Raw genomic sequence first — 16696 nt, 5'->3', positions numbered from 1 at the left:
ACCGGCTGCCGGCCCGCGCAGCCACTCACCGCCAATACCACAGACATGAAACCCTTGCTTCTCGTGCTGGTGTATATCACGCCGGAACACCGCGAACTGGTCTCCCGCTCGTTCGAGCTGATCTACGCGCCCAACGACGGCCTGGGCGCCGACCGCTCCAACGGCGCGGCGCAGATCGTCGAGCATGGGCAGCGCATCCGCGTCGTGCTCACCAACGGCGTCAACGGGCTGACCCGCGAGGAAATCGACTCCATGCCGAATCTGGAGATCATCTGCACCCTGGGCGTCGGCTTCGAGAACGTCGCGGTGGACCATGCCACCCGGCGCGGCATCCGCGTCGCCAACGCCGCCAATACCAACGACGACTGCGTGGCCGACCACGCGATGGCGATCCTGCTGTCGGCCATCAGGCGCGTGCCCACGCTGAACCGGCTGGTGCGCGAAGGCGTCTGGCGCGACGACATCCCGCGTCCGCCGCAGGTGTCGGGACGGCGCCTGGGCATACTCGGCCTGGGCGCCATCGGCCGCAAGATCGCCCGCCGCGCCGCCGGCTTCGATCTGCAGATCGCCTATACCAACCGCCGGCGGCGCGACGACGTCGACTACCGGTTCTTCGACGACGTCAGGGCGCTGGCCGCCTGGAGCGACTTCCTGGTGGTGGCGGCGCCCGGCGGCAAGGAGACCTACCACCTGGTCAATGCCGAAGTCCTGCGCGAACTGGGTCCGCAGGGCGTCGTGGTCAACATCGCCCGCGGCAGCGTGGTGGATACCGGCGCGGTCGCCGCCGCGCTGCGCGACGGCACCCTGTTCGCGGCCGCGCTCGACGTCTACGAAGGCGAGCCGACGCCGCCCGCGCCGCTGCTGGAACTCGACAACGCCCTGCTCACGCCCCACGTGGGCGGCATCTCGCCCGAGGCCATCCAGGCCTCCGTGCAACGATTCATCGACAACGCCACCCGCCACTTCGCCGGACTTCCCCTGCTCTCTCCCGTAAATTGACAATGCCCTCCCTGGACAATCTCATCGGCGGCCAATGGCGCGCCGGCCAACGCTATACCCGCAACACCAACCCTTCCGACCTGGACGACGTGATAGGCGACTACGCGCAGGCCGACGCCGCGCAGGTCGACGAGGCGGTGCAGGCGGCCCGGCAGGCGTTTCCCGCATGGTCGCGCTCCTCCATCCAGGACCGGGCCGACGCCCTGAACAGGATCGGCGACGAAATCCTGGCCCGGCGCGAAGAACTCGGCACCCTGCTGTCGCGCGAAGAAGGCAAGACGCGCGCGGAAGGCATCGCCGAAACGACCCGGGCCGGCCACATCTTCAAGTTCTTCGCCGGCGAATGCCTGCGCCTAAGCGGCGAGAAGCTGCCATCGGTCCGGCCGGGCGTGGAGGTCGACATCACCCGCGAGCCGGTGGGCGTGATCGGCATGATCACGCCGTGGAATTTCCCGATCGCGATTCCCGCCTGGAAGGCGGCCCCGGCCCTGGCCTACGGCAATTGCGTGGTGCTCAAGCCGGCCGACCTGACGCCGGGCTGCGCCTGGGCGCTGGCCGAAATCATCAGCCGCAGCGGCATCGCGCCCGGGGTCTTCAACCTGGTCATGGGCCGCGGCAGCGTGGTGGGCGACGCCATCGTCAACCATCCCGGCATCGATGCGGTCAGCTTCACCGGCTCGCGCGAGACCGGCGCCCGCATCGCGCAGGCCTGCGCCGCCGGGATGAAGAAGGCGCAGCTGGAAATGGGCGGCAAGAATCCGCAGATCGTGCTGGACGATGCGGATCTGGACCTGGCGGTCGACCTGTGCGTGCAGAGCGCCTTCTACTCGACCGGCCAGCGCTGCACTGCCTCGAGCCGGCTGATCGTCACGGACGGGATATACGCGCGCTTCCTGCAGGCGATGCGAGAGCGCATGGCCGCGCTGCGCGTGGACAACGCCCTGAACCGCGAAACCGACGTCGGGCCGGCGGCGTCGGCCGACCAGCTGGAGCAGGATCTGCGCTACATCGAACTGGGCAAGGCCGAAGGGGCGCGGCTGGTGGCCGGCGGCCAGCCGCTGGAGCGCGGCGCGCGCGGCCACTACCTGGCTCCCGCGCTGTTCGCCGACAGCACGCCGCAGATGCGCATCAACTGCGAAGAAATCTTCGGGCCGGTCGCCGCCGTCATCCGGGTGGCCGACTACGAGCAAGCGCTGGCGGTGGCCAACGACACGCCGTTCGGCCTGTCGTCCGGCATCGCCACCACGTCGCTGAAGCATGCGACGCATTTCCGCCAGCATAGCCAGGCCGGCATGGTCATGGTCAACCTGCCCACGGCCGGCGTGGATTACCACGTGCCGTTCGGCGGCCGCAAAGGCTCTAGCCACGGGCCGCGCGAACAGGGCAGGTATGCCCGGGAATTCTTCACCGCGGTCAAAACCGCCTACGTGCGGGCCTGACCGCCCGCGGCCCCGGCGCCGAAACGCGCTTTTCCGCGCGACAGCGCCACCACGCCGCGCTCCGGCACGGTGGCCTGGAACACGGCGCCGTCGCCCTCCATCCAGATTTCGGTGCGAATGGTCTCGCCCGGATAGACCGGGCTGGACAGGCGCGCCTGGCGCGGGTCCACGTGCAGCGGATTGGCATCGCCGCTCAGGCGATAGATCAGCGCAGCCGACGGCGGCGTGCCCATCCGGATGGCGCCGCGCGGCAGGGTGACCGCGTCGCGCACGAAGCTGCCACATCGGGCGACTTCCGAGAAGACACGCAGGCATTGGAGACGGTCCATGACGGGCGGTGGCTGAAGGCGTGCGGATTGTCGTGCCCGGCAGGGGGCTCGCCAAGCCTTGCCCGACACCAAGGTTTCTGTTTTGGAAACCTCAGGTTGTCAAAGCGCATGCCCCAGCGGCGGGCAGGCGTTCCTATACTGGCGACGGTTCGCGGGTCACGCAGCCCACATACATAACGAGGAGGACACAACACATGAGCGCCAGAAAATTCTGCATCACCCAGACGCTGCGCCGCTTCGGCCTGCACGGCCTGGCCGCGATCGCCTTCGCGGGCGCGGCCACGCAGGCGTCGGCGGCCGGTTTTCCGAATCGGCCGGTGACGATCATCGTGCCGTTCACGGCCGGTGGCGGGCTGGACGCCATCGCCCGCATCGTCGGCGTGGAACTGAACAAGGCCTGGGGGCAGCCCGTGGTGGTGGAAAACGTGCCCGGCGCCAGCGGCATGATCGCCACCTCGCGCGTGGCCCGGTCCGAGCCCGATGGTTACACCTTCATGATCGCGGGCTCGGGCGAGATCGCGGTCAATCCCACCTTGTTCAGGAGCCGGCTGAACTACGACCCGGAGCACGGACTGGCCCCGCTGGCCTTCGCCGCCCGCATTCCCAATGTAGTGGTGGTCAGCAAGGACAAGAAGATCGGCTCCTTCGCCGACTTCCTGGCGCGTGCCAAGGCCGCTCCGGGCCAGGTGTCCTATGCCACCGGCGGGGTCGGCAACGTCCAGCACCTGGCCGGCGGGCTGATCAGCCAGAAGCTCGGCATCACGCTCAACCCGATTCCCTACAAGGGCGCGGCGCAGCAGGTGGCCGACACGGTCAGCGGGCATGTGGACGCAACCCTGGCCAGCTACGCCGTGGTGCAGCCCTTCATCAACGAAGGACGCCTGGTGCCGATCGCGGTGACGTCGAAGGAACGGCTGCCGGTGCTGCCCGACGTGCCTGCCGTGGCCGAAACGCCCGGCCTGGCCGGCTTCGATATCATCAACTGGTTCGGTTTCATGGGGCCTGGCGGCACGCCCGCGCCGGTTATCAACGCGCTCCATGCTGCGTTGACCAAGGCTTTGGAAAGCCCGGACGTGCAGGAACGCATGAAATCGCTGGGTGCCTATTATGTCCGCATGTCGCCGGCGGAATTCAAGACATTCATCCAGGCAGAAACCGCCAAATTCGCGGATATCGTGGAGAAAGCCGGTATCACGGCGGAATGAGGTAATCGGGGCGGGATTTTTTCTCCACCTTGACCGGACATGAATATGACCCGTTTTCCCATGCCGCAGGGCGCCTGCGATTGCCACAACCATGTGGTGGGCACCCAGGCCGATTACCCCATGGATCCCCACCGCGTCTATACCGCGGGCCCTGCCTCGGTGGACGCGCTGATGGCCCACCGCGCCCAGCTCGGCATCGCCCGCACCGTGCTGGTCCAGGCGAGTTTCTACGGCACCGACAACCGCTGCATGCTCGACGGCCTGGCCCGGCTCGGTGCCAGCGGCCGGGGGGTCGCGGTGCTGGACCCAGACGTGGCCGATGCCGAGCTGGACCGGCTGCACGGCCTGGGCGTACGCGGGGTTCGCGTCAACCTGGAGACCAGCGGCACCCGCGACCCGAAGCAGGCGGCGGACCAGATCCTGCCGCTGTCGCGCAAGCTCGCGCGGCTCGGATGGCACATCCAGCTCTATGCCGGCCTGTCCGTCATTGCAGCGCTGGCGCCGCAACTCGCCACCTTGCCGGTCCAGGTGGTGATCGACCATTTTGGCCGTGCCAAGGCCGCCGAGGGGCCCGATCAGCCGGGCTTCGGGCAGTTGCTCGACCTGGTGCGCGGCGGCAATGCCTATGTGAAGCTGTCCGGCGCGCGCCATGCGTCGTCGCGGCCCGACCGTTCCGACGTCGCCCCCCTGGCGCGGGCCTTGATCGCGGCCGAGCCCGAGCGCCTGGTCTGGGGCACCGACTGGCCGCATACCGCCCGCCGTGCGGACGGCTCGCGGACCGAGATCGCGCCCTTCGAGCCGACCGACGACGCCGCGCAGCTCGCCCTGCTGCAGTCCTGGTGCGAAAGCGAGGAGGAATGGCGGCGCATTCTTTCGGACAATCCCGCCCGCCTTTACGGTTTTGCCTGACCGGTGTGTGCACACCATTAGCCTTCCGATCAACAGATATCCGTGCACCGACGGAAGTATTTATCCAAAGAGATACTCATGCGTTTCAAGCCAAAAGCCCTTCAGGAAATTCTCGAAGTCATTTTCAAGACGGCGGGCAGCGATGCGAACGAGGCCCGGGTGGTCGCCGACCACCTCGTCGACTGCTGTTTGTCGGGCCACGATTCCCACGGGCCGATCCGCACGCTGGCCTACATCACGGCGGTGAAGAAGCAAGACCTGGTGCCCAACCAGAAGCCCACCGTGGTGTTCTCCACCGACACCATCGCCACCCTGGACGGCAACCGAGGCTACGGGCAGGTGATCGCGCTGGCGGCCACCGATCTCGGCATCGAGAAGGCTAAGAAGAGCGGCTTGGCCATGATCACGGTGCGCAACGCGGGCCATGTCGGCCGGCTGGGCGCCTGGGCCGAGCGTGCCGCCGCCGCCGGGCAGGCGACGCTGTACTTCGTCAACGCCCCGCGTCCCGGCGGAGCGCAACTGGCCCCCTTCGGCGGCACGGACCGCCGGCTCAATGCCGGGCCGCTGTGCCTCGGCATGCCGTCCGGCGAGGGCAAGCCAGTCGTGCTGGACTTTTCCACTGCCTCGGTCGCCATGGGCAAGATCCGGCTGGCACGCAACAAGAAGGAAAAGCTGCGCGAGCCCTGCATCGTCGACGGCCACGGCAATCTCACCGACGACCCGGAAGCGCTCTACGGCCCCCCGCCCGGCGCCGTGCTGCCCTTCGGCGGCCACAAGGGCTCGGGGCTGTGCATGTTCACCGACCTGTTCGCCGGCCTGCTGTCCGGCGCCGGCGCCGACTACGAGGGCACGCCCGGCGAGTGGTACCCCACCAACAACATGATGGCCCTGCATATCGATGTCGGCACCTTCGCCGACATCGGGACCATCTTCGAGCAGCTCTCGGCCTATTCGGCCTGGGTGAAGCAGTCGCCGCCGCAGACGCCCGGCGGCCAGGTGCTGATGCCGGGCGACTACGAGCGCCAGTCGCGGCAGGAGCGCGCCGAGATGATCGAGGTGGACGACAAGACCTGGGAGCAGGTGCGCGAGGCGGCCGATATGGCCGGCGTGCCGCGCGCAACTTTGGACGCCATGCTGCCCGGCGCCGTGGCATGATACGCCCTGGCATCGGCGAGCGGCAGGCAGCGATCGCGGCCTGGTTCTCCGAGAGCCTGGAGCAGACCGCCGTGGGCGACCTGTGCGCGGACGCGCCGCGCGGGCTGTTCACCCGGTTCGTCAAGGCCTGAGCGCCGCCTGCCTTTCTTTCCTTTTCCGTTTTCGCCATGACCATAGACTCCCGCATCGTTTCCGCCTTCGCTCCCACCGGCACGCTGCGTGCTTCGATCAACGTGGGCAACCCCATCCTGGCGCGCCGCAGCGAAAAGCCCGGCGGCGCCGAGGGTGTGTCCATCGACCTGGCGCGTGCCTTCGGGCAGAAGCTGGGCCTGCCGGTCGAGCTGGTGGTGCTCGAGTCCGCCGGCAAGTCGGTGGACGTGGTGGCGGCCGACAAGGCCGATATCGGCTTCTTTGCGGTAGACCCGCTGCGCGGCGAGCACATCGCCTTCACCGCGCCTTATGTGCTGATCGAGGGTGGCTACCTGGTGCGCCAGGATTCGCCGCTGACGGCCAACGCCGAGGTCGACCGCGCCGGCCACCGCGTCGCGGTGGGCAAGGGCAGCGCCTACGACCTGTTCCTGACCCGCGAACTCAAGGCCGCCGAGATCGTGCGGGCGCCGACCTCGCCCACCACCGTGGACGTCTTCGTGGAGCAGGGCCTGGAAGTCGCCGCCGGAGTGCTGCAGCAACTGGAGGCGGATGCCAGGCGCATCGGTGGCCTGCGCATGCTGCCGGGCAGCTTCATGGTGATCCGCCAGGCCATGGGCGTGCACAAGAGCCGCGGCCCGGAGGCAGCCGCCGTGCTGGCCGCCTTCGTGGAGGAGATGAAGGCCAGCGGCTTCGTGGCCGAGGCCCTGCAGCGCCACGGGATCGAGGGCGCTTCGGTGGCGCCTGCCGCCACCTGATGCGTACCGCGGCTCATGTGTTGTATCCTCCTCGTCGGATGTGGGCTGCGTGACCCGCGAACCGTCGCTGGTAGGGACGCCTGCCCGCCGCTGGAGGCATGCGCTTTGACAACCTGAGGTTGCCAAAGCAGAAACCTTGGTGTCGGGCAAGGCTTGGCGAGGCCCCTGCAGGGCACGACAGTCCGCACGCCCTTCAACCACCGCCCGCCATGGACCGTCTCCAATGCCTGCGTGTCTTCTCGGAAGTCGCCCGATGTGGCAGCTTCGTGCGCGCCGCCATCCAGCTTTCCCTGTCCAGGGCCACCGTGACCAAGCACGTCGCGTGGCTGGAAGCCTCGCTCAATGTGCAACTGCTCAAGCGCAGCTCCAAACAGGTCGCGCTCACCGAGGCGGGCGCCCGCGTGCTGCGCAGCGGACGCGAGATGCTGGAGCGCTACGAGTCCATGGAAAGCGAGGTGCGCGACGCGGTCACCCTGCCGCGCGGCGCCATCCGGGTGGGGACGCCGCCGTCGTTCGGCGCCTACCATCTCATGCGGCTGATGACAGAATTTACCCAGCGCTACCCCGACATCGAGATCACGGTCGTGCACGACGACGGCCACCTCGACCTGGTGGCCGAGGCGCTGGACCTGTCCATCCGCATCGCGCCCGCGCTGCAGGATGCGAGCTACGTCGCCCAGTCGCTGCTGAAGGCGCAGCAGGTGCTGGTCGCCGCACCCGCCTACCTGCGCCAGTTCGGGCGCCCCCGCACGGCCCAGGACCTGGCGCGGCACAACTGCCTGGTCCACACCGTGAAGTCGTCCAGCGGCGTGTGGCGCTTCGCGGGCGATCCGCCGATGGAGGTGCGTGTGCGCGGCACCTTGCGCTCCAGCCTCGGCGACGCCATCAAGCTGGCGGCGCTGTCCGGGGCCGGTATCTCGGTGCATCCGTACTACATGGTCTCCGACGAAATCCGCACCGGGCTGCTGGAGGTGGTGCTGCCTGAATGCGTGCCCGACATCATGGACATCTGCGTCGTCTTCTCCACCCGCCGCAACATGCCCACCCGTGTGCGGCACCTGCTGGAGTTTCTCAAGGAATGGTCGCAGAGTCCGCATCCGTGGACGCTGGCCGAGCCGGACGTGCACAGTCGCAAGCCCTCCCGGCAAGCCTCCTAACTGGTGGCCTGTGCAGACACTAGTTTCCCGCATCGCGGTTGGTTGGCCACTTTATGCATCGAGACTTAACCCCTGGGCCGACTAGTCGGTGACTAAGTTCTACACGCAGTGATAGGCTGCAAACCCTGGCGCCGGAGAAGCCTGCTGCCGCGCGATGCGCGAGGATGGAGCATGGACCAGCTCAATCTCGACCTCGCCCCGCTGCCCAAGGAGTGGGCTTGCCCCATCCCTCCGGACAGACCAGATGGCATGATCATGCCTGGAGAGCGAAGCGATGGCACGAAACAGAAGACATTTCACGGACGAGTTCAAGCGCGAGGCTGTGCGTCTGGCAGAGCAGCCAGACAGCAACGTATCGCGCGTGGCACAGGACCTGGGGCTGGACCCTAGCGTTCTACGGCGTTGGGTCGGGCAGATGCGGGGCGGCACATGGGAGCCGACACCGGGCAAGCCACTCAAGAGTGCCCAGCAGCAGGAAATCGAGCAGTTGCGGCGGGAACTGGCCAAGGTCAAGACCGAGCGGGACATATTAAAAAAAGCTGTCGGATACTTTGCCAAGGACCAGACATGAAGTATCCGTTCATCGCCCGCCATCGGGCCGTCTGGTCGATCAACGAGCTATGTCGAACCCTGGGCGTATCGCGCAGCGGCTTTTACGAATGGCATGGCCGCTCGCCCAGCGCTCGGGAACAGGCCAACGAGCGATTGACGGGCCGTATCCGAGAGAGCTTCCAGGCCAGCGATCGGACATACGGCAGCCCTCGAGTATGGCGAGATCTGCGTGCGTGGGGCGAGCCTTGCGGCAGGCATCGAGTGGCACGTCTGATGCGTCGCGCAAACCTCGTGGCACGAACCAGGCGCCGTCGCCATCCGTCGGATACAGGGCCAAGATCGGCTCATGCGATCGCCGCCAACGTGCTGGATCGAGACTTTACGGCCCGCGCGCCCAACCAGAAATGGGTGGCTGACTTCACCTACGTCTGGACTGCGGAGGGCTGGCTTTACGTGGCGGCCGTCATGGACTTGTACTCACGACGTATCGTCGGTTGGTCCATGCAGGCCAGCATGACGTCGCAGTTGGTGACTGACGCCCTGATGATGGCGTTGCATCGGCGAGGCCGACCGCGCGAAGTCCTGCATCACTCCGACCAGGGCAGCCAGTACACCAGCGAGCAGTTCCAGATGCTGCTGGCCGATGCCGGGGTCGTGTGCAGCATGAGCAAGCGTGGGGACTCTGCTGGGATAATGCCGCCATGGAGAGCTTCTTCTCCACGCTGAAAACCGAACGGCTGAGCCGACGCATTCACCGATCCCGAGATGAATGCCGCGCCGACGTGTTCGACTACATCGAGCGGTTCTACAACGCACAACGCCAGCACTCAACGCTGGGATACGTCAGCCCAATGCAGTTCGAGGCGGCGACTTGTTAGGTTAACCAACCTGTCCGGCGGAGCGGGGCAAGCCCACCAAGTGCTGCCCTCGGCGGTGGTGGCGCTGATCCAGCCGCATGCGCGTGGTGCGCACTAAGCCCTAGACATCGTCCGCCCTTTGCGGTGGAGACCATGCTGCGCATCCACTGGGTACTTCGCGGAACCCATTTTTCAAGGGATGAGCACGCATGAATTCGGCGACTGAGTTCAGTGGTCCTGCTCGGATGGGTTTGCGAGCCAGCTTGCGCGGCCCTCGCAGGGCCACGCGCCCCTTCAAAACCTGGTTTTGTGCGCTGCGGGCAATGCCGTCACGCAACTGGCTTTTCTGCAGCAACTCGCGGTTGGACTGGGCGTCATAGCCCCGGTCGGCCAGCAGCGGGCGGCCGGTGTTGCCGCGGTCCAGCACGTCTTTCAATGTGCGTCCATCGTCCACATTGGCTGCGGTGATCTTGGCTTGACGGATGAGCTTGTGGCGGGCGTCGGCATTGGCGTGCAGCTTGTAGCCGTACAAGCTCTAGCCGTGCTGCTGCAGTTGCAGGCTTACCGCACCAAAGATGGCGCGACCGCCCAGGCCGCCTTTGGGCCAGGCGCTGTTTGAAGCTCCAGAGCGTGCGGGCATCCGGGATGTGCAGCGCGCCGTCGGGCCGGCAGAAATGCTGGAAGCTCATGCGGTCGAGAACCTGATACTCGCAGTCTTCGTCGCTGAGGTTGTAGAGCGACTGGATGAACAGCAGCCGCACCATCACTTCGGTGGGGTACGGCGGGCGGCCGCTCTTGCTGCGGTCGGCGCGCGGGCCAGCTGCATCGACAGCGGCGGTGATAAGTGCCCCCCTGGATCAGATCAAGCCTCGCTCGGCAAATGGCTCCGTAGCACTGCCCGCGACGATGACGTGATCGAGCACCCGCACATCGACCAGCCCCAGCGCTTCCTTGAGCCGCTGCGTCAGCACCTTGTCGGCCTGAGACGGCTCGGGATTCCCACTCGGATGGTTGTGCGAGAGGATGACTGCCGCCGCATTGAGTCGCAGCGCCTCCTTTACCACTTCACAGGGATACACCGATGCACTGTCGATGGTGCCGTTGAACATCTCTCGGTACTCGATTAGCCGATGGCGCGTATCCAGAAACAGTAAAGCAAAGACTTCATGCTCAAAGCCGGCTATGCGAAGAGTTTTTCGATTCGCACCTGAGCGCATCCCGGCCGCGCCCACTTGGGGCGACACTCCGCAATACGGTGCAAACCAGGCCACCGCGCGCACCCGGATAGTGCCTGGCGCCATCCCCTGCGCTCGAATTCGCCCGGCATGGGTATTGCTTCATGAAAAGCGGGCACGGCGCACAAGCCGTGCAGCAATACCCCGCCGGCGCGCCCTGCTGCGCCGGCACCCGGACAACGGCGTCCCCTCGCAGTCGCAAGACTGTGGCGGGACGCCGTTTCGCTTTTGTTGAACGCCGCGTATCGAGACCACGATGAACAGGCCCAAACTGGTAGTTGTCGGCAACGGCATGGCCGGCATCCGCACCCTGGAAGAACTGCTGGCCCTGGCGCCCGGCCGCTACGACGTCACTGTCTTCGGCGCCGAGCCCCATCCCAACTACAACCGCATCCTGCTGTCGCCGGTCCTGGCCGGCGAGCAGGACTTCGACGACATCGTCCTCAATCCGCTGTCGTGGTACGAGGAACACGGCATCCGGCTGCACACCGGCAAGACGGTCGCCCGCATCGACCGCGCCCGCCGCGTCATCGCCACGGCCGACGGCCACGAAGAACGCTACGATCGCCTGCTACTGGCCACCGGCTCCACCCCCTTCGTGCTGCCGATCCCCGGCCGCGACCTCGACGGCGTGCTCAGCTACCGCGACATCCACGATACGCAGCGCATGATCGCGGCCGCCCAGACCAAACGCCGCGCGATCGTCATCGGCGGCGGGCTGCTGGGCCTGGAAGCGGCCAACGGGCTCAAGCTGCGCGGCATGGACGTGACCGTGGTGCACCTGGGCGACTGGCTGCTGGAGCGCCAGCTCGACCGCACCGCCGGCAAGCTGCTGGAAGGTTCGCTGCGCGAGCGCGGGCTGGATTTCCTGCTGGGCCGCTCCACCGCCGAGATCCTGGGCGACGCCGCCGGCCGCGTGCGCGGCGTGCGCTTCAAGGATGGCGAAGAAGTCGACGCCGACTTGGTCGTGATGGCCGTGGGCATCCGCCCCAACGCGGCGCTGGCCGAATCGGCCGGGCTGCATTGCCGCAACGGCGTGGTGGTCAACGACGTGATGCAGACCTTCGACCCGCGCATCTACGCGGTGGGCGAATGCGTCAACCACCGCGGCATCGCCTACGGGCTGGTGGCGCCGCTGTTCGAAATGGCCAAGGTGGCGGCCAACCACCTGGCCGAGCTGGGCTATGGGCGCTATACCGGCTCGGTGCTGTCGACCAAGCTGAAGGTGACCGGCATCGACCTGTTCTCGGCCGGCAACTTCGCCGGCGGCGACGACACCGAAGACATCGTGCTGTCCGATCCCGGCGGCGGCGTCTACAAGCGGCTGGTGATCCAGGACGACAAGCTGGTCGGCGCCTGCCTGTACGGCGACACCGTGGACGGCGCGTGGTATTTCAAGCTGCTGCGCGAGGGCCGCAGCATCGCCGACCTGCGCGAGCGCCTGATGTTCGGCGAATCCAGCGTGGGCGACGCCGGCGTGCAGGGCCAGAACCGCGCCGCGGCGATGCAGGATGCCGACGAGGTATGCGGCTGCAACGGCGTGTGCAAGGGCACCATCGTGCGCGCGATCCAGGAGCAGGGCCTGTTCACCGTCGACGACGTGAAGAAGCACACCAAGGCCGCCAGCTCCTGCGGCTCGTGCACCGGGCTGGTCGAGCAGATCCTGATGAACACGCTGGGTTCGAACTTCCAGGAAACGCCCAAGACCCGCGCCGTGTGCGGCTGTACCGACCACGGCCACGCCGACCTGCGCAAGGCGATCCGCGAGCACAAGCTGCTGACCCACGCCCAGGTCTACCGCTTCATGGACTGGCGCACGCCTAACGGCTGCGCCACCTGCCGGCCGGCCATCAACTACTACCTGCTTTCGACCTGGCCGCACGAGGCGACCGACGATCCGCAAAGCCGCTTCATCAACGAACGCGCGCACGCCAACATCCAGAAGGACGGCACGTTCTCGGTCGTGCCGCAGATGAAGGGCGGCGTCACCAACGCGTCGGAACTGCGGCGCATCGCCGACGTGGCCGACAAGTACGGGATCCCGATGATCAAGGTCACCGGCGGCCAGCGCATCGACCTGCTCGGCGTGCGCAAGGAAAACCTGGTCGGCGTCTGGCGCGACCTGGGCATGAATTCCGGCCATGCCTACGGCAAGTCGATCCGCACCGTGAAGACCTGCGTGGGCCAGGAGTTCTGCCGCTTCGGCACCCAGAACAGCACGCAGATGGGCATCGAGCTGGAGACCATGCTGGCCAATATGTGGAGCCCGCACAAGGTCAAGCTGGCGGTGTCGGGCTGCCCGCGCAACTGTGCCGAGTCGGGCATCAAGGACGTGGGCGTGATCGCGGTCGACAGCGGCTGGGAGCTGTACGTGGGCGGCAACGGCGGCATCAAGACCGAGGTGGCGCAGTTCCTGGCCAAGGTCCGCACGCCCGGCGAGGTCAAGGAATACGCCGGCGCCTTCCTGCAGCTCTACCGCGAGGAAGCCTTCTACCTCGACCGCACCGTGCATTACATCCAGCGCGTCGGGCTCGACTACGTCAAGCGCCGCGTGGTGAACGACGCCGCCGGCCGCAAGGCGCTGTTCGAGCGGCTGCTGTACGCGCTGGACGGCCTGCGCGACCCGTGGGCCGAGCGCATCGAAGGCAAGGCGCGGCGCGAATACACGCCGATCCGGCTGGTGAGCGAGGAGGTGGCGTGATGAACGCGAGCAACGTCTACCCCTGGATCCGGCTGTGCGAGCTGGACGACATCCCGCCGCTGGGCAGCCGCGTGGTCGAGCGCGAAGGCGGCAACCTGGCGGTGTTCCGCACGGCCGACGACCGCGTGTTCGCGCTGCTCGACCGCTGCCCGCACAAGAACGGCCCGCTGTCGCAGGGCATCGTGCACGGCGATACGGTTACCTGCCCGCTGCACGGCTGGCAGATCGGGCTGGACGACGGCCAGGCCAGGGCGCCCGACCGCGGCTGTGCGCGGCGCTTTCCGGCGCGCGTCGACGGCGGCGCGGTATACGTCGACCTGTCCTAGAGAGAGAGCCCGTCCCTACGCGCTTCGCGCGCCCCTCGAGGGGCGGCACTGGCGGACCGGCGAAGCCGGATCCGCGGTGCCCTGGATAGGGTCAGGTTCATGCGACGCGGATCGTGCGAGGGCACGGTGAACGACTGAGGAGAGAGATTTCATGAACACGATCGCACGGCCGCTGGGAGAGCACGGCGCACGGCGAGCCGCGACGCCGCGCCTGACCGCGTCGACCTGCTGCTACTGCGGCGTGGGCTGCGGCGTGCTGATCGAAAGCGAAGGCGATCGCATCACCGGCGTGCGGGGCGATCCCGACCATCCCGCCAACTTCGGCCGGCTGTGCTCCAAGGGCCTGGCGCTGGCCGCCAGCGCGCAAAGCACCGTGGGCCGCGCGCTGCGGCCCGAACTGCGGCCGTCGCGCGGCGCGCTGCGCCGGCCCGTCGACTGGGACACCGCGCTCGACACGGTGGCCCGGCGCTTCGCCGACGTGATAAGCGAACACGGCCCGGACGCGGTGGCCTTCTACGTCTCGGGCCAGTTGCTGACCGAGGACTACTACGTCTTCAACAAGCTCGCCAAGGGCCTGGTCGGCACCAACAACATCGACACCAACTCGCGCCTGTGCATGTCGAGCGCCGTGACCGGCTACAAGCTGGCCTTCGGCGCCGACGGCCCGCCCACCTGCTACGACGACCTCGAACGCGCGCGCACGGTGTTCTTCGCCGGCAGCAACATGGCCTATGCCCACCCGGTGCTGTTCCGCCGGCTGGAGGCCGCGCGCGCGGCCGACCCGTCCATCCGCTGGGTGACGATCGACCCGCGCCACACCGACACCGCCGCCGTCTCCGACCTGCACCTGCGGATCCAGCCCGGCACCGACGTCGCGCTGTTCGACGGCATGCTGCACCACCTCATCTGGGAAGGCCGCATCGACGCCGGCTACATCGGCCGCGGCACCGAAGGCTTCGACGATCTCAAGCGCGCGGTGCGCGACATGACGCCGGCCGTGGCCGCATCGATCTGCGGCATCGACGAAGAAGACCTGCGCACCGCCGCCGACTGGTTCGCCGCCTCGCCGGCCACGCTGTCGCTGTACTGCATGGGCCTGAACCAGTCCAGCCACGGCACCGACAAGAACCTGGCGCTGATCAACCTGCACCTGGCCACCGGACAGCTCGGCCGTCCGGGCGCCGGGCCGTTTTCGCTGACCGGCCAGCCCAACGCGATGGGCGGCCGCGAAGTGGGCGGCATGGCGACCATGCTGGCCGCGCACCGCGACATCGGCAACGCGGCGCACCGCGCCGAGGTGGCCGCCTTCTGGGGCGTGGAGACATTGTCCGAGCGGCCCGGCCTGACCGCGGTCGATCTGTTCGACGCCGTGGCCGGCGGCCGGGTCAAGGCGGTGTGGATAGTCTGCACCAACCCGGTCCATTCGATGCCGGACATCGGCGCCGTGCGGCAGGCGCTGCAGGCGGCCGAGTTCGTGGTGGTGCAGGAAGCCTTCGCCGACACCGACACCGTGCCCTATGCCGACGTATTGCTGCCGGCCGCCACCTGGGGCGAGAAGAACGGCACGGTCACCAACTCCGAACGGCGCGTGTCGCGCGTGCGGCCGGCGGTCGGACCGCCCGGCCAGGCGCGTCCGGACTGGTGGATCGCGGCCGAGATCGGCCGGCGCATGCAGGCGCGGCTGCGGCCCGGCACGCCGCCGCTGTTCCCGTACCGGGAAGCCGGCGCCATTTTCGACGAACACGCCGCCCTCACCCGTGGCCGCGACCTCGACATGAGCGGCATGGACTACCGCCTGCTGGAAACCGCCGGCCCGCAGCAATGGCCGCTGCCCGCCGGCAGCCTGCACGGCCAGGCGCGGCGCTACGAAGACGGCCGCTTCGCCACCGCATCCGGCCGCGCGCGCTTTCACGCCACGCCCTACCGTCCGGTGGCGGCGGCCACCAGCGCGCGCTATCCCTTCCACCTGACCACCGGCCGCCTGCGCGACCAGTGGCACGGCATGAGCCGCACCGGCCGCGTGGTGCAGGCCTTCTCGCACGCGCCCGAGCCCGCGCTTGACATGAACCCGCGCGACGCCGCGCGGCGCGGCCTGCGCGCCGGCGAGCTGGTGCGGATCCGCAGCCGCGAAGGCGAGCTGGTGCTGCCGCTGAATACGACCGACGACGTGCCGTCCGGCACCGTGTTCGCCGCCATGCACTGGAACGGCCGGTTCCTGAACAGCGGCGGCATCAACGAGGTCAGCAATGCAGCGGTCGACGCCCGCTCTTTCCAGCCGGAACTCAAGCACGCCGCGGTGCGCGTGGACAAGGCCGACGAACTGGCCTGGCAGGCCTGGGCCGCCATCGCCGCCGACGGGCAGGAGGGCGCGCTGGCGCTGCGCACGCGGCTGCAGCCGCTGCTGGCCGCCTGCGGCTACGCGGCGCTGAGCCTGCACGGCACCCAGGCGCGCCCGGTGGTGGCATTGCGCGCGGCCTGCGCCGAGGCCGACGACGCCTGGCTGGCGGCGCTGGCCGACGCAGCCGGCCTGCTGCCCGGCCCCGACGTGCTCGACTACCGCGACCGCCGCCGCGCCGTGACGAAGGCGGTGCGCTGGCAGGACGGCGTGCCCGCGGGCTTTCTGCTGGCCGGCGACGTGGCCGGCGCCGACGCGCTGCTGGAGCTGGTGGCGGCCGGCCGGCCCTGGCAGGGCCCGCGCCTGCGCGCCTTCGCGCCGGATGCCGGTGCCGCGCCGCGCGACCGCACCGTATGCCAGTGCAAGACCGTGCCCGAATCAGCCATCGTCGCCGCCATCGGCCGCGGCGCCGACGTGCCGGCCCTGAAGGCGGAACTGGGCTGCGGCACGGTATGCGGCTCCTGCGTGCCCGAATTGGCCCGGCTGTGCGGCGCCCGCAAGGTATTGGCATGACGCCCCGGCCGCAGAGCGC

General features: G+C 68.2%; 14 protein-coding genes and 2 pseudogenes. 12 read left to right on the top strand and 4 right to left on the bottom strand.

Going from position 1 to position 16696, the window contains the following annotated elements:
• Positions 1 to 45: 45 nt before the first annotated feature.
• Entirely contained in the window at positions 46 to 999 is a 954-nt protein-coding gene (locus tag ABD927_RS03700) for a 2-hydroxyacid dehydrogenase (RefSeq protein WP_345246428.1), read from the top strand.
• Positions 1000 to 1001: 2 nt separating this feature from the next.
• Complete coding sequence (locus ABD927_RS03695) at positions 1002 to 2438, top strand: aldehyde dehydrogenase family protein (protein ID WP_345246426.1); 1437 nt, start codon at positions 1002 to 1004, stop codon at positions 2436 to 2438.
• Here the strand turns inward: ABD927_RS03695 and ABD927_RS03690 are convergent.
• A complete protein-coding gene (locus ABD927_RS03690) occupies positions 2423 to 2767 on the bottom strand; it encodes a hotdog family protein (protein ID WP_425570168.1) in 345 nt (114 codons plus the stop codon). The genes ABD927_RS03695 and ABD927_RS03690 overlap by 16 nt on opposite strands.
• A gap of 194 nt (positions 2768 to 2961) precedes the next feature.
• Between ABD927_RS03690 and ABD927_RS03685 the strand changes: the two genes are divergently transcribed.
• The 7 genes and pseudogenes from ABD927_RS03685 (at position 2962) to ABD927_RS03655 (ending at position 9528) form a co-directional block, all read left to right on the top strand.
• Positions 2962 to 3972 (top strand): Bug family tripartite tricarboxylate transporter substrate binding protein, encoded by a 1011-nt coding sequence (locus ABD927_RS03685; RefSeq protein WP_345246424.1) that lies wholly within the window; start codon positions 2962 to 2964, stop codon positions 3970 to 3972.
• A gap of 45 nt (positions 3973 to 4017) precedes the next feature.
• Positions 4018 to 4881, top strand: a complete 864-nt coding sequence (locus tag ABD927_RS03680) for an amidohydrolase family protein (RefSeq protein ID WP_345246422.1) — start codon at positions 4018 to 4020, stop codon at positions 4879 to 4881.
• A 78-nt stretch (positions 4882 to 4959) separates the two neighbouring features.
• On the top strand, positions 4960 to 6036 hold the full coding sequence (locus tag ABD927_RS03675; RefSeq protein WP_345246420.1) for an Ldh family oxidoreductase: 1077 nt from the start codon (positions 4960 to 4962) through the stop codon (positions 6034 to 6036).
• Positions 6033 to 6167 (top strand): hypothetical protein, encoded by a 135-nt coding sequence (locus tag ABD927_RS03670; protein WP_345246418.1) that lies wholly within the window; start codon positions 6033 to 6035, stop codon positions 6165 to 6167. The genes ABD927_RS03675 and ABD927_RS03670 overlap by 4 nt, the downstream gene beginning before the upstream one ends.
• 36 nt (positions 6168 to 6203) lie before the next feature.
• A complete protein-coding gene (locus ABD927_RS03665) occupies positions 6204 to 6941 on the top strand; it encodes an ABC transporter substrate-binding protein (protein ID WP_345246416.1) in 738 nt (245 codons plus the stop codon).
• A gap of 209 nt (positions 6942 to 7150) precedes the next feature.
• Positions 7151 to 8098, top strand: a complete 948-nt coding sequence (locus tag ABD927_RS03660) for a LysR family transcriptional regulator (RefSeq protein WP_345246414.1) — start codon at positions 7151 to 7153, stop codon at positions 8096 to 8098.
• A gap of 274 nt (positions 8099 to 8372) precedes the next feature.
• Positions 8373 to 9528: pseudogene (locus ABD927_RS03655) on the top strand (IS3 family transposase).
• Positions 9529 to 9628: 100 nt separating this feature from the next.
• On the opposite strand, the gene ABD927_RS03650 reads toward ABD927_RS03655, so the two are convergent.
• From ABD927_RS03650 to ABD927_RS03640, 3 genes and pseudogenes are all read right to left on the bottom strand, one after another.
• The gene (locus ABD927_RS03650; RefSeq protein ID WP_345246412.1) at positions 9629 to 10039 is read right to left on the bottom strand and encodes a transposase; all 411 of its coding nucleotides are present in this window, start codon (positions 10037 to 10039) and stop codon (positions 9629 to 9631) included.
• Between the two features lie 136 nt (positions 10040 to 10175).
• Positions 10176 to 10271, bottom strand: a pseudogene (locus tag ABD927_RS03645) (transposase); the annotation flags it as partial.
• Positions 10272 to 10364: 93 nt separating this feature from the next.
• Complete coding sequence (locus ABD927_RS03640; RefSeq protein WP_345246410.1) at positions 10365 to 10808, bottom strand: JAB domain-containing protein; 444 nt, start codon at positions 10806 to 10808, stop codon at positions 10365 to 10367.
• Positions 10809 to 10998: 190 nt separating this feature from the next.
• Here ABD927_RS03640 and nirB point away from each other — a divergent pair, with 190 nt between their 5' ends.
• From nirB to ABD927_RS03625, 3 genes are all read left to right on the top strand, one after another.
• Positions 10999 to 13443, top strand: coding sequence for a nitrite reductase large subunit NirB (gene nirB / locus ABD927_RS03635; protein WP_345246408.1), 2445 nt, complete (start codon positions 10999 to 11001; stop codon positions 13441 to 13443).
• A complete protein-coding gene (gene nirD, locus ABD927_RS03630) occupies positions 13443 to 13769 on the top strand; it encodes a nitrite reductase small subunit NirD (RefSeq protein WP_345246406.1) in 327 nt (108 codons plus the stop codon). The genes nirB and nirD overlap by 1 nt, the downstream gene beginning before the upstream one ends.
• A 151-nt stretch (positions 13770 to 13920) precedes the next feature.
• On the top strand, positions 13921 to 16677 hold the full coding sequence (locus ABD927_RS03625; RefSeq protein WP_345246404.1) for a nitrate reductase: 2757 nt from the start codon (positions 13921 to 13923) through the stop codon (positions 16675 to 16677).
• The last annotated feature ends 19 nt before the right edge of the window (positions 16678 to 16696 follow it).

This window comes from Pigmentiphaga soli (assembly GCF_039541095.1).
GTDB lineage: Bacteria > Pseudomonadota > Gammaproteobacteria > Burkholderiales > Burkholderiaceae_B > Pigmentiphaga > Pigmentiphaga soli.
Note: the sequence above shows the minus strand (reverse complement) of the source record. Positions and strands in the feature narration are given on the sequence as shown.